The organism is Aeromicrobium terrae, from assembly GCF_008039565.1.
Lineage (GTDB): Bacteria > Actinomycetota > Actinomycetes > Propionibacteriales > Nocardioidaceae > Aeromicrobium > Aeromicrobium terrae.
This window is the reverse complement of record NZ_VDUX01000003.1, coordinates 170,148-189,023: the sequence shown is the minus strand read 5'-3', so window position 1 is coordinate 189,023 and position 18,876 is coordinate 170,148. Positions and strand designations below refer to the sequence as shown.

The window sequence follows — 18,876 nt, the reverse complement described above, 5'->3', positions numbered from 1 at the left end:
CGCGTTCCTCCGTTTGGCCGGTCAGGGAATGACGGACGGTTGCGGAGTGTTACAGTGACGAGGTCGGAGTCGAGATCCATCTCCCCGACACCATCCATTCACTCAGCCCGTAGCAACGGGCGATGTCTGTTGACGAGGTCACGTCCCCTGAGGTCCGGAGTCCCGGACGACGGTGATCTCGCACGAAGGAAACCACGTGACTGATACCACCACGACCGAGCCCACCGTCCCTGACGAGGCAGCAGCGGCCGCTCCGGCCGCCCCCGCCCGCAGGAGTGGCGGCGGACTCGGTGGCAAGGTGCTGGCCGAGCTGCAGGAGATCGCCGGCGGTCTCGGCATCGCCGGCGCGTCCAAGATGCGCAAGGGCGAGCTGATCGACGCCATCAAGGCGGCCCAGGCCGGTGGCAGCGCCCCGGCCCCGGAGGCGAAGGCCGAGCCGATCGAGAAGACCGAGCCGATCGAGAAGACCGAGCCGGTCGAGAAGACCGAGCGGGCTGAGCGCGTCGAGAAGACCGAGCGCGTCGAGAAGACCGACGACGCTCCCTCCGCCGAGCAGCCGCAGGACGAGCCGAAGAACGGCCAGCAGAAGAACCACGACAACCGCCAGCAGGGCAACCGCCAGGGCGGCAACCAGAACCGCAACCAGGGCCAGCAGGGCAACCGTCAGGGCGGCCAGAACTCCCAGGACGACGAGGATGGCGGCGGTCGCCGTCGCAACCGTCGTGGCCGCAACCGCGGCAACCGCGGCCCGGACGGCGAGCCCACGTACACCGAGGACGACGTCCTGGTGCCGGCCGCCGGCATCCTCGACATCCTCGACAACTACGCGTTCGTGCGCACCACCGGCTACCTGCCGAGCGAGAACGACGTGTACGTCTCCCTGTCGATGGTCCGCAAGTGGGGCCTCCGCAAGGGCGACGCCGTCGTCGGCCAGGTCCGCCAGCCGCGCGAGGGCGAGCGCAAGGAGAAGTTCAACCCGATGGTGCGGGTCGACTCGGTCAACGGCATGTCGATCGACGAGGCCAAGAAGCGCATCGAGTTCTCCAAGCTCACGCCGCTCTACCCGTCCGAGCGCCTGCGCCTCGAGACGGACGCGAGCAACATGGCCGGCCGGATCATCGACCTGATGTCGCCGATCGGCAAGGGTCAGCGCGGCCTCATCGTGTCGCCGCCCAAGGCCGGCAAGACGATGATCATGCAGTCCATCGCGAACGCCATCACGGCCAACAACCCCGAGTGCCACCTGATGATCGTCCTCGTCGACGAGCGTCCGGAGGAGGTCACCGACTTCCAGCGCACCGTGAAGGGCGAGGTCATCTCGTCCACGTTCGACCGTCCGGCCTCCGACCACACCACGGTCGCCGAGCTCGCCATCGAGCGCGCCAAGCGCCTTGTCGAGCTGGGCCACGACGTCGTCGTGCTGCTCGACGGCATCACCCGCCTGGGCCGCGCCTACAACCTGTCGGCCCCCGCCAGCGGCCGGATCATGTCCGGCGGCGTCGACTCCTCCGCGCTGTACCCGCCGAAGAAGTTCTTCGGCGCCGCGCGCAACATCGAGGACGGCGGCTCGCTGACCATCCTCGCCACGGCGCTCGTCGAGACCGGCTCGCGCATGGACGAGGTGATCTTCGAGGAGTTCAAGGGCACCGGCAACATGGAGCTGCGGCTGCGTCGCGACTTCGCCGACAAGCGGATCTTCCCGGCCATCGACGTCGAGGCGTCCAGCACCCGCCGCGAGGAGCTGCTGATGGGCAAGGACGAGCTCGCGGTCGTCTGGAAGCTGCGCCGGGTCCTGTCCGGCCTGGAGGGCCAGCAGGGCCTGGAGCTCATGCTCGAGCGCCTCAAGAAGAACCCCACCAACGCCGAGTTCCTGATGTCGATCAACAAGACGATGCCCCAGGACGCGACGGACGGTGAAGGCTGACATGACCACGATCCACGACTTCTCCGCGACCACGATCGACGGAGTGGAGCAGCAGCTCGCCGACTACAAGGGCAAGGTCGTCCTCGTCGTCAACACGGCGTCGCAGTGCGGCTTCACCCCGCAGTACGGCGGGCTGGAGAAGCTGTACGAGCAGTACGCCGAGCGCGGCCTCGTCGTGCTCGGGTTCCCGTGCGACCAGTTCGGTCACCAGGAGCCCGGCAGCGAGGACGAGATCGCGACGTTCTGCGAGACCAGCTTCGGCGTCACGTTCCCGATGTTCAGCAAGGTCGAGGTCAACGGGAAGAACGCCCACCCGCTCTACCAGTGGCTCAAGACCGAGAAGAAGGGCGTGCTCGGCGGCGCGATCAAGTGGAACTTCACCAAGTTCCTCGTCGACCCCGAGGGCAACGTCGTCCAGCGCTACGGCTCGGCGACCAAGCCCGAGGACATCGCCGACGACATCGAGGCTCTGCTCCCCGCCTGACCGGGGAATACGCACCGCCACGATTTCGCTGTACCTGGTGCCGTCTGGCACCATTGATCCCCGGTTCTGGTTCACGGAACGCGACGCGTCCCGACCCAGCGACCACGAGAGGACATCATGAAGAAGGACATCCACCCGGACTACGTCTTGACCCAGGTCACCTGTACCTGTGGCAACACGTTCACCACCCGATCCACGGCCACCGACGGGACGATCCGTTCCGAGGTGTGCTCGGCCTGCCACCCCTTCTACACGGGCAAGCAGAAGATCCTCGACACCGGCGGCCGCGTGGCCCGGTTCGAGAAGCGCTACGGCAAGAAGTAGCTGCGCCCACGACGCCGACCTCCTCCGTCCGGAGGGGTCGGCGTCGTTCTCTGTCCCGTGGTTCGTGAGGAGGTGCGCAGGTGTTTGAAGCCGTCGAGACGCTGATCGAGGAGCATGCCGCCCTTGAGCAGCGCATGGCTGATCCGGCCCTGCACGCCGACGCCGCGCAGGCCAAGAAGGTCGGCCGGCGCTACGCCGAGCTGACCGCCGTCATCCGCACCTACCGTGAGTGGCAGCAGGCTCAGGACGACCTCGAGGCCGCGCGTGAGCTCGAGCTCGACGACGAGGTCGCCGACCTGGAGCACCGTGTCCCCGAGCTGGCCGAGCGGCTCCAGCGCCTGCTGGTGCCGCGCGACCCGTCCGACGGCAAGGACGTCATCGTCGAGATCAAGGGCGGGGAGGGCGGCGAGGAGTCGGCGCTGTTCGCCGGCGACCTCCTGCGCATGTACAGCCGCTACGCCGAGCACCGCGGCTGGCGCACCGAGGTGCTCGACGCCACCGAGTCCGCCCTCGGCGGCTACAAGTCGGTCACCGTCTCCGTGCAGGCCAAGGGCACGCCCGAGCCGGGTGAGGCGCCGTACGCGCTGCTGAAGTTCGAGGGCGGGGTGCACCGCGTCCAGCGCGTGCCGGTCACCGAGTCGCAGGGCCGCATCCACACGTCGGCGGCCGGCGTCTTCGTCATGCCGGAGGCCGAGGACGTCGACGTCGAGATCCACGACAACGAGCTGCGCATCGACGTCTTCCGCTCGTCGGGGCCCGGTGGCCAGAGCGTGAACACCACCGACTCCGCCGTGCGCATCACGCACCTGCCCACCGGCATCGTGGTCAGCTGCCAGAACGAGAAGAGCCAGCTGCAGAACAAGGAGCAGGCGCTGCGCATCCTGCGGTCGCGACTCCTGGAGGCCGCCCAGGCGGCGGCCGACGCGGAAGCCTCCGACGCGCGCAAGTCGCAGGTCCGCACCGTCGACCGCTCCGAGCGCGTCCGCACCTACAACTTCCCGGAGAACCGCATCTCCGACCACCGCACCGGCTTCAAGGCCTACAACCTGGACGCCGTGATGGACGGCGCGCTCGACGACGTCATCGCCTCGCTCGTGGAGGCCGACCTCGCCGAGCGCCTCGCCGGCATCGAGGGTGGTTCGTGACCGCCAAGCGGTTGCTCGAGGACGCGACGGCGGCGCTCGAGGCGGCCGGCGTCCCGTCGCCGCGCGTCGACGCCGAGCTGCTCCTCAGCCACGTCACCGGCGTGCCGCGTGCTCTCCTTGCCGTGGCTGCCCGGCCGAACGACCTCCAACGGAAGACCTACCTCGAGATGATCGACGCGCGGGCCCGCCGCGTGCCGCTGCAGCACATCACCGGCTCCACCGCGTTCCGCTACGTCGACCTCGAGGTCGGGCCCGGCGTGTTCGTCCCACGCCCCGAGACCGAGGTGCTCGCGGGCTGGGCGATCGAGAGCTGTGCAGCTCTCGAGGCCCCCGTGGTCGTCGACCTCTGCACGGGCTCCGGCGCGATCGCGCTGTCCGTGCTCGACGAGGTGCCGTCGGCCCGGGTGCATGCCGTCGAGCTGGACGAGGCCGCCTACGGCTGGGCGGTGCGCAACCTCGCCGGCACCGGCATCGACCTCCGCCAGGGTGACGCCGCCGACGCGTTCGCCGACCTCGACGGCACCGTCGACGTCGTGGTGGCCAACCCGCCGTACATCCCGCTCGACGCGTGGGAGAGCGTCGCGCCGGAGGCCCGCGACCACGACCCGTCGCTGGCCCTGTGGTCCGGCGACGACGGCCTCGACACGATGCGGATGATCGAGGCCACCGCGTGGCGGCTGCTCAAGCCCGGGGGAGCGGTGGGCGCCGAGCACGCCGACGTGCAGGGCGAGTCGGCCCCGGCGGTGTTCGCCGCCCGCTGGTCCGACGTCCGCGACCACGACGACCTCGCCGGCCGCCCGCGCTTCGTGACCGCCCGCAGGCCCTGACGCCGATCTTCGGTCGCTAGCGGCGGAGCCGCGGGAGGCCCTTCGGTCGCAGAGCTCCCTCCCGCGCCTTCGGCGCTAGGGACCAAGCGTCAACGACCGAAGCGACGTCACCGTCCGGGCTAGCTCCAGGCGTCGAGCGCGACGCGGGTGACGAACGCCGCGAGCGTCGCCGGCGTCCAGTCGTGCCCCTCGTCGGACAGCAGCACCGTCGCGTTGTCCTCGGCGAGCCTCGCCAGGTTCGACGCGAGCACGGCGGCCTCCGCGTCGGTGAGCTCCTTGCCGCTGGTGGTGAGGGAGCGGACCAGCTCGGCGATCTGGCGCACGAACACGGCTCGCGCCTTCCGGTAGCGGTTGTCGATCTCCTGCGGCAGCACGCCCTGGGCGTCGAAGACCACGCGCCACGAGACCGGGTGGGCCAGGACGGCGGCGAAGAACGCCTCGTACGACTGGGCGACGGTGGTGCGCAGGTCGCTCGACGCGTCGACGGTGAGCGCCTGCTGAGTGGCCCGCATGAGCCGGTCCTCCTCGCGGTCGAGGAGGGCTCGCAGGACGGCGTCCTTGGTGTCGAAGCACTCGTAGAGGACGGGCTTGCTGACCTTCGCCTGTGCTGCGATGGCTGCCATGGTGGTGCCCCGGTACCCGTGCTCGGCCCAGACCGCGAGGGCCGCATCGAGCACCAGTGGCCGGCGGACGGCCGGGCCGAGGTGCGCCGCCCTGGTGCTCAGGGTGGAACCGCTCCTCTCGCGTGACATCCAGGGCCTTCCTTCGTTTGACAGGTCGGGGACTGCTACCTATCGTTGCCCAATCCTACCGAACGGTAGGAAGCCGTGAAAGAGGGAGTCATGTCGACCACGACACGGGTTCACCTCGCCGACGTCGCGCGCGACAAGGCCGACGCCGGACTCAAGACGTTCGGCGCGATGATCGTGATGGGCGTGGAGGCGACGGTCTTCGTCGTGACGGACATCGTCCGCGGGCGGTTCTCCTGGCGCGAGTTCCTCGAGCAGTCGCTGTTCATGATCCGCGTCGCGCTGCTGCCGACGATCCTGGTGGCGATCCCGTTCGGCGTCATCGTCGCGATCCAGGTCGGCGCGGTGGCCGAGCAGATCGGCGCGATCTCGTTCACCGGTGCGGTCAACGGCATCGGCGTGCTGCGCCAGGGCGCGCCGCTGGTGACGTCGCTCCTGATGGCCGGCGCCGTCGGGTCCGCCATGTGTGCGGGTCTCGGCGCGCAGACGGTGCGCGAGGAGGTCGACGCGATGCGCGTCATGGGCCTCAACCCGATCCAGCGTCTGGTCGCCCCTCGTCTCGCCGCGGCCGTCACGGTCGGCGCGCTGCTCAACGTCGTGGTGGCCGTGTCGGCCATGATCACCGGCTACCTGCTCAACGTCGGCACCGGCAAGGTCAGCTCCGGCGCCTACCTCGGCTCGTTCACAAGCTTCTCCCAGCCCACGGACCTGCTGCTCGCCGAGGGCAAGGCGATGATCTTCGGCTTCCTGGCGACGATCATCGCCTGCCACAAGGGGCTGAAGGCCAGCGGCGGACCGAAGGGCGTCGCCGACGCCGTCAACCAGTGCGTCGTGCTCAGCGTGATCGTGCTGGCCGTCGTGAACGTGGCCATCACGCAGGCATACGTCGTCCTCGTCCCGCAGCGGGTGGCGTAGCCATGGCGATCATCCGGCCGGTCGACCGCACCCTCGACGTCCTCGCCTTCTTCGGCACCCAGGTCACGTTCGTCCGCCGCGTGCTCCGCGCGGTGCCGTCCGCGATGTTCACGTATCGCAACGAGACGTTCCGCATCCTGGCCGACATCGCGTGGGGCACCGGAGCCATCCTGGTCGGCGGCGGCACGGTCGGCGTCATGGTGCTGCTGTCGCTGTCCGCCGGAACCTCGCTCGGCATCGAGGGCTTCAACGGCCTGGAGGCGATCGGGCTCTCACCGCTCACGGGCTTCGTGTCCGCCGTCGTGAACACCCGCGAGCTCGCGCCGCTGATCGCGGCGCTGGCCCTCGCGTCGCAGGTGGGCTGTCGGTTCACGGCGCAGCTGGGCTCGATGCGCGCCCACGAGGAGATCGACGCGCTCGAGTCGATGGCGATGTCGCCGATCGAGTTCCTCGTCGCCACCCGCGTCGTGGCCACGATGGTGGCGATCGTCCCGCTGTACCTGGTCGGGCTGGTCGGCTCGTACATCGCCACCCGGGTGGCGGTCACCGTGGTGTTCGGCCAGCCGAGCGGCACGTTCGACCACTACTTCCAGACGTTCATCCAGGGGCCCGACATCGCGCTGTCCGTCGTGAAGATCGTCGTCTTCGCGTTCACCGTCGCGATGATCCACTGCTGGTACGGCTTCACCGCCACCGGCGGGCCGGAGGGCGTGGGCGAGGCCACCGGTCGTGCCATCCGCGCGACGATCGTGGCCGTCGTGCTCATTGACATGCTGATGACCCTCCTGTTCTGGGGCGGCAGCTCGGGCGTGCGGATCTCGGGGTAGCGCATGGTCCAGCCGCAGATGATCGACCGCGACGCCACCGACCGGGCCCTGCTCGTGCGGCGGGCCGTCGTCGGCCTGATCGTCGTCGCGCTGCTCGGCACCCTCGTGCTGGCCTGGGGCCGCGGGATGTTCGCCGACCGGGTCAAGGTGTCGGCCGTCGTCGACGACGCGGGCGGCGCCCTGACGGTGGGGTCCGACGTGAAGTCGCGCGGCGTGATCCTCGGCGAGGTCACCTCCATCACCGCCACGGACGGCGGCGTCCGCATCGGGATGTCGCTCGACGGGAAGCAGGCGCGCCGGGTGCCGGCGACGGTGAAGGCGCGCGTCCTCGCGGCCACGGTCTTCGGCACCACGTCGGTCGACCTCGTCCTGCCCGACGGCACGCCGCGCACCGGTCAGCTGAAGGCCGGCCAGGTCATCCAGCAGGACCGCAGCTCCAAGACGCTCGAGCTCCAGGACTCCCTGGACAGCACCGACCGGGTCCTCAAGGCCGTCGAGCCGGCGAAGCTCGCCACCACGCTGACCAGCATCGCCAACGCGGTCCGCGGCAAGGGCAAGCGGCTCGGCGGGAGCCTGGAGACGCTCGACACCTACCTCGCCCGGCTGGAGCCGCACCTGCCGCTCGTCCAGGAGGACCTGCGGCTCGCCGCGATCGACCTGCGGACGCTCGCGGACGTCTCGCCCGACCTCCTCGACGCCACCCAGGACGGGCTGACCACGACCCGCACCGTCGTCGACCGGCAGCGCGAGCTCGCCGACACGCTCAAGCGGTCGCACCGGCTCGTGGCCACCGCCGACACGTTCGTCCGGGCCGAGCGCCAGCACATCGTCGACGTGCTCGCCAACTCGGCCGTCGCCTTCGACGCCCTTTACGACGAGCGCAGCGGTCTCGCCGGCGGGTTCCGGTCGTTCGTCGAGTTCGCGAAGCTCGGGTCGGCCGGCTTCTCCGACGGTCCGTTCCTGCAGACCGACGTCTACATCAAGACCGGCGGCGACAAGCCGTACACGGCGGCGGACTGCCCGCGGTTCGGGGACGCGGCCGGCGACAACTGCCCGGGCGGCGGCTCGTCCCCCAAGGCCGGCACGGTCAGTGCACCGTCGGTCGATCCCGACGCGGGCCTGATCGACCGCATCGCCGGACTTCTCTCCCAAGCAGGTGGTGCGCGATGAAGGCCGTGCGCATCAACGCCCTGAAGCTCGGCGCCTTCGCGGCCGTCATCCTGATGCTGCTCGCCGTGCTGGCCAACACGATGCTCAACCGCGTCTCCGGCGACACCCGCACGTTCCAGGCCGACTTCACGAACGTCAGCAACCTGCGGCCGGGCGACGACGTCCGGGCCGCCGGCGTGCGCGTCGGCCGGGTGCAGAAGGTCGAGCTGCACGGCACGAAGGCTCGCGTCTCGTTCAACGTCAGCGAGCACCAGCCGGTGTACACGGACACCCGGCTGTCGGTGCGGTACCAGAACCTGCTCGGCCAGCGGTACCTCGCGATGCTGCCGGGGGCGGCCAGCTCCAAGCGGCTCGCGCCGGGATCGGTGATCCCGGTCAAGCGCACGGACCCCGGCTTCGACCTCACTGCCCTGCTCAACGGCTTCGAGCCGCTGTTCACCAGCCTGGAGCCGAAGCAGATCAACCAGCTGTCCTCGTCGATCGTCGCGGTGATGCAGGGCCAGGGCGGGACCGTCGAGGCTCTCCTCGAGCAGACGGCATCCCTCACCGAGCACCTGGCCGACAAGGACGAGGTGCTCGGCAAGGTGCTCGACAACCTGACGCCCGTCCTCGTCGACCTCGCCGGCCGCGGCGAGCAGATCGACGACACCATCACGAACCTGCGCTCGCTCATGACGGCGCTGGCGAAGGAGCGCACGAGCATCGGCGACTCGATCGACGGCATCGGCGAGCTGTCCGAGGCGACCGCGTCGCTCGTGGCGGAGGCACGCAAGCCGCTGCACGAGGACGTCCAGGCGTTCCGCGAGTTCGGCCGCATCTCCGTGGCGGAGATGAAGCGCATCAACGACCTGTTCGCGAACCTGCCGGGCGCCACCGCGGCGTTCGCGCGGCCGATGTCGCACGGCACGTGGCTCAACATGTACATCTGCAACGCGGCCGTCGACGTGAACGGCAAGCCCCTGAACCTCGGCCCGAAGAGCGGCCACTACTCGGCGGCGTGCTCGTCATGAGCGTCCTGACGCGGTACAGCGAGCGCACCCTCGGCATCGCCGGGGTCGTCGCCGTGGGCCTGATGGGACTGATCGTCGCGCTGATCAGCTTCGTCCCGTTCGGCCAGTCCCACTACACGGCGGTGCTCGAGCACAGCGCCGGCCTGCGCACGGGCGAGGAGGTGCAGGTCGCCGGCGTCGGGTCCGGCGAGGTGCGCGGCATCAGCCTGGACGGGCACACGGTGAAGGTCGACTTCACGCTCGACTCCGACATCAAGCTCGGCCGTGACACCCGCGCGTCGGTCAAGGTGGCGACGCTGCTCGGCTCGCACTTCCTGCAGGTCGAGCCGGCCGGGCCGGGCTCGCTGAAGGACGACACCATCCCGCTCGCGCACACCAGCGTCCCGTTCAACCTGCAGGACGTCATCGAGGGCTCCACCGGCGAGCTGGACAAGCTCGACGGCGTCACGGTCGCGAAGTCGCTGTCGGCGCTCGCCGACACGCTGCGCGACACCCCCGCGGACGCGCAGGCGGCGATCGACGGCGTCGCGCGGCTCTCCGCGGCAGCGGCCCAGCGGTCCGACCAGATGCGCCAGCTGCTCGAGGCGTCCGGCAACCTCACCACCGACCTCGCCAAGAACTCGCAGCAGATCATCGACCTGCTGCGGCAGTCGAACCTCGTGCTGACCGAGCTCACCAAGCGGCGCGACGTCATCCACGCGATGCTCGTCGACTCACGGCAGCTGGCCGAGCAGATCACCGGGATCCTCGACGACAACGAGGCCGACCTGAAGCCGCTGATGAAGGACTTCAACGCGGCCCTGGCCAACCTGAAAAAGCAGGAGAAGAAGGTCACCGCGTCGATCGACGGCCTCGGCACGATGGCGCGCTACTTCGCCAACGCCGCGGGCAACGGTCCGTGGATCGACCTCCACGTGCCGGTCGCCCTCTGGGACAGCCTGGCCTGCGGGACGGTGTGCCAGAAATGATCCGCCGACTTCTCCCTGCTGCCGTCGCGATGCTGCTCGCGCTGGGGCTGCTGACGTCGTGCGGCGGGTCGTCGGGCACCAACGTCACCGCCCAGTTCGACGACGCCGCCGGCCTGTTCGAGGGCAACGACGTGGGCGTGCTCGGCGTCCGGGTCGGCGAGGTCACCAAGATCACGCCGCGCGGCGACCACGTCGACGTCAGCCTGCACATCGACGACGGCGTCAAGATCCCCGCCGACGCCGGTGCCGTCGTGGTCTCGCGCTCGGTCGCCACGGACCGCTACGTCGAGCTGACGCCGGTCTACGACTCCGGCCCCGTGCTGGCGAGCGGCACCGTCCTGTCGCGGCAGCGCACCCGGTCCCCGGTCGAGTTCGACGACCTGCTCGCCTCGCTGCGGCGGATCTCGGCAGACCTCTCCGGCCCGGACAAGAAGGCGCAGCCCGTCAACGACCTGCTCGAGATCGCCGCCCGCACGCTCGACGGCAAGGGCAGGACCATCGGCAAGGGGCTCGGCGACCTCGCCGACGCCCTCGACGACGTGAACGAGGGCTCGGGCGACACGGCCACCACGATCAAGAACCTGGACACGCTCACCGCCGCCCTCGCCGACAACGACACGCTGGTCCGCGAGTTCAGCAGCGAGGTCTCGAGGGCCACCGGGATGCTCGACGACGAGCACGAGTCGCTCGAGGCCACGTTCGAGGCGCTCGCCGCGATGGTCCGTCGGGTCACCGAGTTCTCCCGCGAGCACCGGGCGGCGGTCGTCGACCAGGTCGACGACATGCAGGCGATCGTGCACCGGATGGTCGAGCGTCGCGAGGGCCTCGAGCGGCTCGTCGCGAGCCTGCCGCTGATGATGCAGAACGTCGCGCAGGCGATCGACAAGAACGACCGGCTCAACTTCATGACGCGCCCCGTCGACCTGGTCCCGACCGAGGCGGCGCTCGACGTGATCTGCTCGAACGCCCCCGACCCGAGCGTCTGCGACCCGATCAAGGCGGGCGTCTCCACGATCTTCGACCTGATCCACGCGCTGGCGGGGGTGCAGACGCCATGAGGAGGATCGTCGCCCTGAGCGTCGCCGGCCTGGTGCTGGCGGGCTGCTCCACGTCGGCCCAGGACCTGCCGCTCCCCGGCAGCCGGGTCGGCGGCGACACGTACACCGTGGAGGCGGTGTTCGACGACGCGTTGAACCTCGCCGAGGGCGCGCCGGTCAAGCTCGACGGCGTCACGATCGGCCGCGTCCACGACGTGAAGCCGGTCGACTTCACCGCCCAGGTGAGCCTCGACGTCCGCGCGTCGACCCGGCTGCACGAGGGCGCCACGGCGCGACTTCGGTCCACCACGCCGCTGGGCGAGCTGTTCGTGCAGATCGACGACGCGAAGCCGTCGGCGGCGCCCCTGCGCGACGGCGCACGGCTCGGGCCGAAGGACACCAGCGCCGCGCCCACGATCGAGGACACGATGACGTCGGCGTCCCTGCTGATCAACGGCGGGGGACTGGGCCAGCTCGAGACCATCGTGCGCGAGGCCAACCTCACGCTCGGCGGTCACGAGGGCACGGCGCGCGACCTGATGGCCCGTCTGGTCACCACCGCCAAGGCGTTCGACGCCTCGCACGAGGACATCGGGCGGACCCTCGACGCGCTCGCCGACCTCTCCGCCACGCTGCAGGAGCGCAGCGACACGATCGACGCCGCGCTCCGCGACATCGCGCCGGCGGCGAAGGTCCTCCGCGAGAACACCGACGAGCTCACCACCTTGCTGAAGCGCGTCGACACGTTCGGCGACGTCGCCATCGACGTCGTGAGGACGACGCGCGACGACCTCCTGCAGACCCTGCGCGAGATGGCCCCGGTCTTCGACGAGCTGAACTCGCTGAAGGACGACCTCGGCCCGGGCATCGACACGCTGGTGAGCTTCGGCAAGCTCATCGACCGGGGCGTGCCGACCGACTACCTGAACACGTTCCTGCACTTCCACGGGAACCTCACGATCGGCCTGCCCGGCACCGGTCCGGACGCGCCCAACCTCGAGCTGCCCGACCCGCTGGACCCGAAGGCGTTCCGCGACAAGCTGACCACGCCGGTCCTGCCGCAGCTCCTCGCGCCGCGCACCTCGTCGGGCGACCGTCCGGGGCTGCTCGGTGGCCTGCTCGGCCTGTTCGGGGGTGATCGCTGATGCGTCGCCACATGCCGCTGAAGCACAAGGTCGGCGCGCTCGCGCTGGCCATGGTGATGGTGCTGATCGTCGCGTACATCTACTCGGCCGTGCTCGGCGGCTCGATCGCCGCCCGCCCCGCCCACGTGACCGTGTCGCTGAGCGAGACCGGCGGGCTCTACGAGGGCTCCGGCGTCACCTACCGCGGCGTGCGAGTCGGGTCCGTCGCGTCGATCGACCTCGACGGCGACCACGTGGAGGCCGACGTGTCGCTCAACCCCGGCTCGAAGGTCCCGGCCGACACCAAGGCCGTCGTCCGCACGCTCTCGCCGGCGGGGGAGCAGTTCCTCGACCTGCAGCCGGTGCGCGACGGCGCGCCGTACCTGGCCGACGGCGACCGGATCTCGGCGAGCCACACGTCCACCCCGACGTCGGTGGCCGAGACCTTGGCGGCCGTCGACAGCCTGATGGCGCAGATCGACGTCAAGGACCTGCGCACCGTCACCGACGAGCTGAGCGCGGCGTTCGCCGACCCCGACGACCTCGGCCGCGTCATCGACTCCGGCAGCGAGCTGCTCGACACGCTCGACGCCGTCTGGCCGGAGACCCTGCGGACCCTCCAGAACGGCCGCACCGTGCTGCGCACGGGCATCGACACCGCGGACGACTTCCGCAGCTTCGCGTCATCGACACGCAGCCTGGCCGCCTGGCTCGACTCCTACGACCCGCGGCTCCGCCAGCACCTCGCCGCCACCCCGGCGCAGCTGACCGAGCTGCAGCACTTCGCCGACGCGATGGTCGAAGCGCTTCCGCCGCTGCTGCGCGACTTCTCCGCCTTCACCGGGATCTTCGCGGCGTACGACCCGCACGTCCGCGAGATGCTGGTCCAGTTCCCGAAGGGCCTGGACAGCCTGGTCGGCGCGTTCGCAGGCGGCCGGATGCAGACCAACATGCTGATCGCCCTCGGCACGCTCTGCTCCTACGGCGTGGAGGACTCCAACCCGCAGTCCACCGTGCGGCAGCCACTCGACGCCGACCGTTCGTGCCCCGCGTCGTTCAGCGGCCAGCAACGCGGTTCTGCCCACGTGCCCGGTCCTGTCCGCTGAGCCGTTCCGGCTCTATAGGGTGACGTCCATGGGCGGCGACCTGGCACTTCTCGGCGCCGCGTTCGCCTTCGGCATCGGCTCGGGGATCCTGCCGGTCTTCCTCAACGCCGAGGTCTACGTCATCGGCATGGGTGCGTTCGTGCCCCGGTCGCTGCTGGTCGTCACGATCCTGTCGCTCGGCGTCGGCACCGTGGTCGGCAAGGCGATCGTGTTCGAGCTGGTGCGCCGCGGCTCCTCCAAGGTCCGCAGCTCGGTGGAGCGCAAGCCGCCCCGCTCGACGTTCTCGGCCCGCGTCCGCCGGCTCGGCGACCAGATGCTCGCCCTGCTCGACCGCCCCTACCTCGGAGCGGCCACGGTGATGGCGTCGTCACTGTTCGGCATCCCGCCCCTCGCCGTGGTCACGATCCTGGCCGGCGCCTCCCGCCAGCCCCGCTGGCTCTTCCTGACGATGGTCTTCGTCGGCCGCACCGCCCAGTTCCTCGCCATCGCGTTCGTCGTCCACGGCGTCACGTAACCGCTGACGAGAGAGTTCCGGCTCGCTGAGGAGAGACTTCCGGCGCGCTGAGGAGAGAGTTCCGGCGCGCTGACGAGAGAGTTCCGGCGCGCTGACGAGAGAGTTCCGGCGCGCTGCGGAGAGAGTTCCGGCGCGCTGACGAGAGAGTTCCGGCACGCGACGCGACGAGAGAGATCAGCGGCCACCCCATCGGCGCGGAAGCAGGGGAGGAATCCCCAGCAGCTCACCGAGCTCGATCTCGAACGACGGATCGGGGCCGAAGATCCGCGCTCGCGTCCCGTTGACCCATCGCCATCCATAGATCTCGGTCAGCTCGCGTCGACGCTCGACGTCGTGAGCGACGTCGTCGACGTGGCTGTGGAAGATCGTGCCGTCGTACTCGGAACCGATGAGGAGCTCGGGGTAGGCCAGGTCGAGCCGACGCAGCGAACCGTCGGGCAGCGCGACCTCGACCTGCAGGTCAGGCGGTGGCAGGCCGGCGTCATGGATGCGGAGCCGCTGCCACGACTCGCCCGGCGACTCGGCCCTGCCGTCGACGAGCACCGCCAACCCACGGGCCTGGACGATCCACCGATATCCCTTCAACCGTCCGATGTAGTCGATCAGCTCGTCACGCTGGATCAGTCCGGCCCGTGCGAAGGCGTCGGCAGCGGCAAGCGCGTACGGGCGGTAAAGACCTCGGAGAAGATCCGACGTCGTCCGAACCGGAGTCGTGGCCACGATTCCCTCCACTTCGACGAGGTCCTCGTGATCGATCAGCGCTTGTCGACACCGAACGTTCGGCCGTTCGATGCGTGGCGTGGCGTGTGGGACGACGAAGAACGGCCGAAGCTCGAAGCGCTCCGAGGGCTTGTAAGCGTCGATCCCGTAGAGGAACGCGGCGGTCTCGTTGCACGCGACGCCGTGCTTGGGCTTGATGAGGTCGAGAGCTTCGACGCGCAGACGACGAGAGTCAGGGACTCGGTTGTCGACGACGCATCCGCGATACATCCGACGGAGCTCGCCCCGTGCCACCGCGGCGCGAACCTGGCGTGGGGCCATTCCGGCTGTTCGTTCGTCGACGGTCAGGAACGGATGGCCGTCGTTGATCAGTGAATCCATCGGGCCATCGAAGTGAGATCGCCCCGACGTGGCGAGTGACGAGTCCACAGGATGCCGGCCGGAACCCTCTCGTCGACGTGCCGGAATCCTCTCGTCAGCGTGCCGAAAGTCTCTCGTCAGCGTGCCGGAAGTCTCTCGTCAGCGGATCGGTAGTCTGCGGGGGTGAGGTTCGACTGCGCCGACGACGACGAGCTCGACCGTGGCATCGAGGCGGCGCAGGAGGCGCTGCAGCGCGGGGAGCTCGTGGTGCTGCCCACCGACACGGTCTACGGCCTCGCCGCGGACGCGTTCTCGCCGGCGGCCGTCCAGCGGCTGCTCGAGGCGAAGGGCCGCACCCGCCAGATGCCGCCGCCGGTCCTCGTCGGCGCCCCCACCACGCTCGAGGCGCTCGGCTCCGACGTCCCGTCCTGGCTGCGCGCCATGACCACGGCGCTGTGGCCCGGTCCGCTCACCGTCATCTGCAAGCAGCAGCCGTCGCTCACCTGGGACCTCGGCGAGACCCACCAGACCGTCGCCGTCCGGATGCCCGACGACGCCCGTGCCCTCGCGCTCCTCAAGGTCACCGGACCGCTCGCGGTCAGCAGCGCCAACCTCACCGGCGAACCCGCGGCCACCACGGTCGACGAGGCCGAGGCGATGCTGGGGGAGTCCGTCGCCGTCTACCTCGACGGCGGGCCGAGCCCGTCCGGCGTCCCGTCCACGATCCTCGACGCCACCAGCTCCACGCCGCGCGTGCTCCGTGCCGGGCCGATCGACATCGAGACCCTGCACGCCTTCAACAACACGATCGAGCCGGCCGCGCCGGAGGAGAAGACGAGCTAGTGCGCGAGTACCTCGTCGTCTTCGGCGTCTCGCTGGGCGTCACGTACCTGCTGGCGTCGATCGCCCGCATGCTCGCCCAGCACTTCGGCGCGGTGGCCAAGGTCCGCGACCGCGACGTCCACGCCGTCCCCACTCCGTACTTTGGCGGCCCGGCGATGCTCGGCGGGCTCGTCGCCGCGTACCTCACGGCCACGCACCTGCCGTTCCTCTCGCGCGCCGAGGACGCCGTCTTCGGCGACGCCCGTGCCGTCATCGTCGGTGGGGCGGTGATCTGTCTGGTGGGTGTCGTCGACGACCTCTTCGAGCTCGACGCGCTCAGCAAGTTCGCCGGCCAGGTGCTGGCCGGCGTGGTCGTGGTCGCGCTCGGCCTGCAGTTCGTCTACCTGCCGCTGTACGGCAACGTGCTCGGTCTCGACCAGGTGCAGGCGTCGATCTTCACGGTGATCCTCATCGTCGGCACGGCCAACGCCGTCAACTTCGTCGACGGTCTCGACGGGCTGGCCGCGGGCATGGTCGCGATCGGCGCCGTCGCGTTCTTCGTCTACGCCTTCGTGCTGGCGGTCGAGAACGGCGAGACCCGCGCCATCGCTGCCGCCCTGCTCACGGCGGCCCTGGCCGGGGCGTGCATCGGCATACTGCCGCACAACTTCTTCCCGGCCCGGATGTTCATCGGCGACTCCGGCTCGATGCTCATCGGCTTCACGCTGGCGTGCTCCTCGATCAGCCTCACCGGTCAGTTCCCGGCCACCAACTTGTCCGAGGGCATCGGGGGAGCGCAGGCGAGCTTCCTGCCGTCGCTGCTGCCGATCGTCCTGCCGGTCGCGATGCTCCTCGTGCCGTTCGCCGACCTCGCCCTCGCGGTGGTGCGCCGCACGCGCGCCGGCCGCTCGCCGTTCAGCCCCGACAAGATGCACATCCACCACCGCCTGCTCGAGATCGGTCACTCGCACCGCAACGCCGTGCTGGTCATGTACGCGGTCGCCGGGCTCGTCGCGTTCGGCACCGTCGTGGTGTCCCTCTTCAGCGGCTGGCCGTCCATCCTCGGGTTCGTCGTGCTGGCCCTCCTGACCGCCGGATTCGTCTTCCTCCTGCCCCGCTGGAGACCGGTCCCCCCACGCTGACCCCGCGCGGGGGGTCCGGAACGCTCGTGATAGTTTTCACGTACTCCAGGTCCTGGAGTTCGACCCCCGAAATTCGCCGAGGACGGCCGCCGAACATGACGACCGACGCACATGAGCGCACCCACGCCCCGATGACGGGCGACGTGTGCCTTGGTAGCGTGAACTTTTCGGGAATTCCAGCAGGTGGTCAGGGTGATGGACGATGACGACGACGATGACGCGTACGTCGATCCAGCCCGTTTCGCCGACGACTCCACGTCGCTCGGCGCCCGCGACCTCGTCACCCTCGGTGGCTTCCTGGTCGCGTCCATCGTCCTCGGTCTCGTCGTCGGCGCCGTGGTCGACAGCAGTGCCGGCACCTCGCCCGTCTTCGTGCTCGTCGGCGTCGCCGTCGGCATCGTCGTCGCGGGTGTCGGGTTCTGGCTCCGCGTCCGCACGTTCCTTCGATCGTGAGGGGGGCCGATGAGCGAGATGCCTGAGGCCGTCGAGCCGCAGCTGCCCCCCGAGCCCGCCAGCGTCGCGCGCACCCTGCGCAACCAGAAGCCGGCCATCTGGCTCGGCATCGCGCTGGTCATCGCCGCGATCTGGATCAGCGTCCCGCTGGGCGAGTGGCGCATCGGCCTCTTCCTGGCCGCCGGCTTCGTGCTCGGCCTGCTCAACCACCTGATGACCGAGTACGCCATGCAGAAGGCCATCGCCTCCGGTGACATGGTCACCAAGCAGGCGTGGGCCTCCAGCTCGCTCCTGCGGCTCGCGTTCATCTCGGTGCTCGCGTTCGGCATCGCGTTCATCTACTGGTCCGACGGCGCCGCCGTGATCTTCGGGCTCGCGATCTTCCACATGATCGCGCTGACCCTGACCGCCATCCCCTTGCTCAGAGAGGTCCGCAAGGCATGACCCAGAGTGTCCTCGTCAGCTCCGACATCGAGATCGGCCACCACCCGACGTTCTCGATCGGCTCGTTCACGTTCAACTCCGACACCGTCACCTCGACGGTCATCGCCGGCATCATCGTGATCGCGCTCGGACTGATGCTGCGCCGCTCGGCCAGCGCCGAGACCCCCGGCAAGATGCAGCTCGCCTGGGAGGCGCTCGTCGACTGGGTCACCACGGAGGTCGAGGCCAACCTCGGCAAGCTCAACCCGTTCGTCATCCCGCTCGCGGTGACGCTGTTCGTCTTCATCCTCATCTCGAACTGGGTCGAGGTCGTGCCCACCGAGCACAAGGTGCCGCCGGCCACCGCCGACACCAACCTCACCTACGCCCTCGGCCTGGTCGTGATCATCGCGGTGCAGGTCTACGCGGTCCGCGAGCGCGGCCTCGGCGACTACGCCAAGGGCTTCCTCGAGCCGTACCCCGTGATGGCGCCGCTGACGATCCTGGAGGAGCTGATCAAGCCCTTCACGCTGGCGCTGCGACTCTTCGGCAACATCTTCGCCGGCGGCATCATGCTGCTGATCATCGGACTGCTGCCCGCCTACCTGACGCCCCTGCCCACCGTGCCGTGGAAGCTCTTCGGCATGGCGATCGGCGTCATCCAGGCGTTCATCTTCGCCCTGCTGACGATCCTGTACTTCGGCATGGCGGCGCAGGGCCACGGAGGTGGCCACGACGAGGCACCGGCCAAGGAGCACGAGCCCGAGCTCCAGCCCGCCTGAGAACACCCCACAACTTCACATCCACCAGAAGCAGCACCCAGACCACCGTT

At 69.7% G+C, this 18,876-nt stretch carries 22 protein-coding genes; 20 read left to right on the top strand and 2 right to left on the bottom strand.

Annotated elements, in window-relative coordinates:
- Nucleotides 1–196 precede the first annotated feature (196 nt).
- From rho to prmC, 5 genes are all read left to right on the top strand, one after another.
- Nucleotides 197–1,924 (top strand): transcription termination factor Rho, encoded by a 1,728-nt coding sequence (rho, locus tag FHP06_RS07570; protein ID WP_222706409.1) that lies wholly within the window; start codon nt 197–199, stop codon nt 1,922–1,924.
- Nucleotide 1,925: 1 nt separating this feature from the next.
- On the top strand, nt 1,926–2,408 hold the full coding sequence (locus FHP06_RS07565; protein ID WP_147685426.1) for a glutathione peroxidase: 483 nt from the start codon (nt 1,926–1,928) through the stop codon (nt 2,406–2,408).
- A 117-nt stretch (nt 2,409–2,525) separates the two neighbouring features.
- Nucleotides 2,526–2,732: a 50S ribosomal protein L31 gene (gene rpmE / locus FHP06_RS07560; protein WP_147685424.1), complete on the top strand. Its 207-nt coding sequence runs from the start codon at nt 2,526–2,528 to the stop codon at nt 2,730–2,732.
- An 80-nt stretch (nt 2,733–2,812) separates the two neighbouring features.
- On the top strand, nt 2,813–3,877 hold the full coding sequence (gene prfA, locus FHP06_RS07555) for a peptide chain release factor 1 (RefSeq protein WP_147685422.1): 1,065 nt from the start codon (nt 2,813–2,815) through the stop codon (nt 3,875–3,877).
- A complete protein-coding gene (gene prmC / locus FHP06_RS07550) occupies nt 3,874–4,704 on the top strand; it encodes a peptide chain release factor N(5)-glutamine methyltransferase (protein WP_147685420.1) in 831 nt (276 codons plus the stop codon). The genes prfA and prmC overlap by 4 nt, the downstream gene beginning before the upstream one ends.
- Nucleotides 4,705–4,823: 119 nt before the next feature.
- On the opposite strand, the gene FHP06_RS07545 is transcribed toward prmC, so the two are convergent.
- Nucleotides 4,824–5,456 (bottom strand): TetR/AcrR family transcriptional regulator, encoded by a 633-nt coding sequence (locus FHP06_RS07545; RefSeq protein ID WP_147685418.1) that lies wholly within the window; start codon nt 5,454–5,456, stop codon nt 4,824–4,826.
- Between the two features lie 90 nt (nt 5,457–5,546).
- Here FHP06_RS07545 and FHP06_RS07540 point away from each other — a divergent pair, with 90 nt between their 5' ends.
- The 9 genes from FHP06_RS07540 to FHP06_RS07500 are packed head-to-tail and all read left to right on the top strand — an operon-like array spanning nt 5,547 to nt 14,124.
- On the top strand, nt 5,547–6,368 hold the full coding sequence (locus FHP06_RS07540) for an MlaE family ABC transporter permease (RefSeq protein ID WP_147685416.1): 822 nt from the start codon (nt 5,547–5,549) through the stop codon (nt 6,366–6,368).
- Nucleotides 6,369–6,370: 2 nt separating this feature from the next.
- Entirely contained in the window at nt 6,371–7,195 is an 825-nt protein-coding gene (locus tag FHP06_RS07535; RefSeq protein ID WP_147685415.1) for an MlaE family ABC transporter permease, read from the top strand.
- Nucleotides 7,196–7,198: 3 nt separating this feature from the next.
- Nucleotides 7,199–8,365: an MCE family protein gene (locus FHP06_RS07530; RefSeq protein ID WP_147685413.1), complete on the top strand. Its 1,167-nt coding sequence runs from the start codon at nt 7,199–7,201 to the stop codon at nt 8,363–8,365.
- Nucleotides 8,362–9,375 (top strand): MCE family protein, encoded by a 1,014-nt coding sequence (locus FHP06_RS07525; protein WP_147685411.1) that lies wholly within the window; start codon nt 8,362–8,364, stop codon nt 9,373–9,375. Before FHP06_RS07530 ends, FHP06_RS07525 begins: the two co-directional genes overlap by 4 nt.
- A complete protein-coding gene (locus tag FHP06_RS07520) occupies nt 9,372–10,343 on the top strand; it encodes an MCE family protein (RefSeq protein ID WP_147685409.1) in 972 nt (323 codons plus the stop codon). Before FHP06_RS07525 ends, FHP06_RS07520 begins: the two co-directional genes overlap by 4 nt.
- Complete coding sequence (locus tag FHP06_RS07515) at nt 10,340–11,401, top strand: MCE family protein (RefSeq protein WP_147685407.1); 1,062 nt, start codon at nt 10,340–10,342, stop codon at nt 11,399–11,401. Before FHP06_RS07520 ends, FHP06_RS07515 begins: the two co-directional genes overlap by 4 nt.
- Entirely contained in the window at nt 11,398–12,525 is a 1,128-nt protein-coding gene (locus FHP06_RS07510; protein ID WP_147685405.1) for an MCE family protein, read from the top strand. The genes FHP06_RS07515 and FHP06_RS07510 overlap by 4 nt, the downstream gene beginning before the upstream one ends.
- Before the next feature lie 11 nt (nt 12,526–12,536).
- Nucleotides 12,537–13,610, top strand: coding sequence for an MCE family protein (locus tag FHP06_RS07505; RefSeq protein ID WP_187271836.1), 1,074 nt, complete (start codon nt 12,537–12,539; stop codon nt 13,608–13,610).
- 28 nt (nt 13,611–13,638) lie between these two features.
- Nucleotides 13,639–14,124 (top strand): YqaA family protein, encoded by a 486-nt coding sequence (locus FHP06_RS07500; protein ID WP_147685402.1) that lies wholly within the window; start codon nt 13,639–13,641, stop codon nt 14,122–14,124.
- Nucleotides 14,125–14,298: 174 nt separating this feature from the next.
- Here the strand turns inward: FHP06_RS07500 and FHP06_RS16115 are convergent, their stop codons facing one another.
- Nucleotides 14,299–14,844 (bottom strand): hypothetical protein, encoded by a 546-nt coding sequence (locus FHP06_RS16115; protein WP_222706408.1) that lies wholly within the window; start codon nt 14,842–14,844, stop codon nt 14,299–14,301.
- Nucleotides 14,845–14,871: 27 nt separating this feature from the next.
- On the opposite strand from FHP06_RS16115, the gene FHP06_RS16110 reads away from it, so the two are divergent.
- From FHP06_RS16110 to atpB, 6 genes are all read left to right on the top strand, one after another.
- The gene (locus FHP06_RS16110; protein ID WP_222706407.1) at nt 14,872–15,219 is read left to right on the top strand and encodes a hypothetical protein; all 348 of its coding nucleotides are present in this window, start codon (nt 14,872–14,874) and stop codon (nt 15,217–15,219) included.
- Between the two features lie 168 nt (nt 15,220–15,387).
- Nucleotides 15,388–16,047, top strand: a complete 660-nt coding sequence (locus FHP06_RS07490; RefSeq protein ID WP_147685398.1) for an L-threonylcarbamoyladenylate synthase — start codon at nt 15,388–15,390, stop codon at nt 16,045–16,047.
- Nucleotides 16,047–17,168, top strand: coding sequence for a glycosyltransferase family 4 protein (locus tag FHP06_RS07485; RefSeq protein WP_147685396.1), 1,122 nt, complete (start codon nt 16,047–16,049; stop codon nt 17,166–17,168). The genes FHP06_RS07490 and FHP06_RS07485 overlap by 1 nt, the downstream gene beginning before the upstream one ends.
- Before the next feature lie 195 nt (nt 17,169–17,363).
- Nucleotides 17,364–17,621, top strand: a complete 258-nt coding sequence (locus tag FHP06_RS07480) for an AtpZ/AtpI family protein (RefSeq protein WP_147685394.1) — start codon at nt 17,364–17,366, stop codon at nt 17,619–17,621.
- A gap of 9 nt (nt 17,622–17,630) precedes the next feature.
- Nucleotides 17,631–18,065, top strand: coding sequence for a hypothetical protein (locus FHP06_RS07475; protein ID WP_147685393.1), 435 nt, complete (start codon nt 17,631–17,633; stop codon nt 18,063–18,065).
- Nucleotides 18,062–18,826, top strand: a complete 765-nt coding sequence (gene atpB / locus FHP06_RS07470) for a F0F1 ATP synthase subunit A (protein WP_147685391.1) — start codon at nt 18,062–18,064, stop codon at nt 18,824–18,826. Before FHP06_RS07475 ends, atpB begins: the two co-directional genes overlap by 4 nt.
- The last annotated feature ends 50 nt before the right edge of the window (nt 18,827–18,876 follow it).

Coding starts and splice junctions, on each gene's coding strand:
- FHP06_RS07500 (WP_147685402.1), top strand. CDS start 13,639: ATGGGCGGCGACCTGGCACTTCTCGGCGCCGCGTTCGCCTTCGGCATC.
- FHP06_RS07520 (WP_147685409.1), top strand. CDS start 9,372: ATGAGCGTCCTGACGCGGTACAGCGAGCGCACCCTCGGCATCGCCGGG.
- FHP06_RS07565 (WP_147685426.1), top strand. CDS start 1,926: ATGACCACGATCCACGACTTCTCCGCGACCACGATCGACGGAGTGGAG.
- FHP06_RS07530 (WP_147685413.1), top strand. CDS start 7,199: ATGGTCCAGCCGCAGATGATCGACCGCGACGCCACCGACCGGGCCCTG.
- FHP06_RS07540 (WP_147685416.1), top strand. CDS start 5,547: ATGTCGACCACGACACGGGTTCACCTCGCCGACGTCGCGCGCGACAAG.
- FHP06_RS07505 (WP_187271836.1), top strand. CDS start 12,537: ATGCCGCTGAAGCACAAGGTCGGCGCGCTCGCGCTGGCCATGGTGATG.
- FHP06_RS07510 (WP_147685405.1), top strand. CDS start 11,398: ATGAGGAGGATCGTCGCCCTGAGCGTCGCCGGCCTGGTGCTGGCGGGC.
- FHP06_RS07475 (WP_147685393.1), top strand. CDS start 17,631: ATGAGCGAGATGCCTGAGGCCGTCGAGCCGCAGCTGCCCCCCGAGCCC.
- FHP06_RS07535 (WP_147685415.1), top strand. CDS start 6,371: ATGGCGATCATCCGGCCGGTCGACCGCACCCTCGACGTCCTCGCCTTC.
- rpmE (WP_147685424.1), top strand. CDS start 2,526: ATGAAGAAGGACATCCACCCGGACTACGTCTTGACCCAGGTCACCTGT.
- atpB (WP_147685391.1), top strand. CDS start 18,062: ATGACCCAGAGTGTCCTCGTCAGCTCCGACATCGAGATCGGCCACCAC.
- FHP06_RS07480 (WP_147685394.1), top strand. CDS start 17,364: ATGGACGATGACGACGACGATGACGCGTACGTCGATCCAGCCCGTTTC.
- FHP06_RS07545 (WP_147685418.1), bottom strand. CDS start 5,456: ATGTCACGCGAGAGGAGCGGTTCCACCCTGAGCACCAGGGCGGCGCAC.
- FHP06_RS07525 (WP_147685411.1), top strand. CDS start 8,362: ATGAAGGCCGTGCGCATCAACGCCCTGAAGCTCGGCGCCTTCGCGGCC.
- FHP06_RS07515 (WP_147685407.1), top strand. CDS start 10,340: ATGATCCGCCGACTTCTCCCTGCTGCCGTCGCGATGCTGCTCGCGCTG.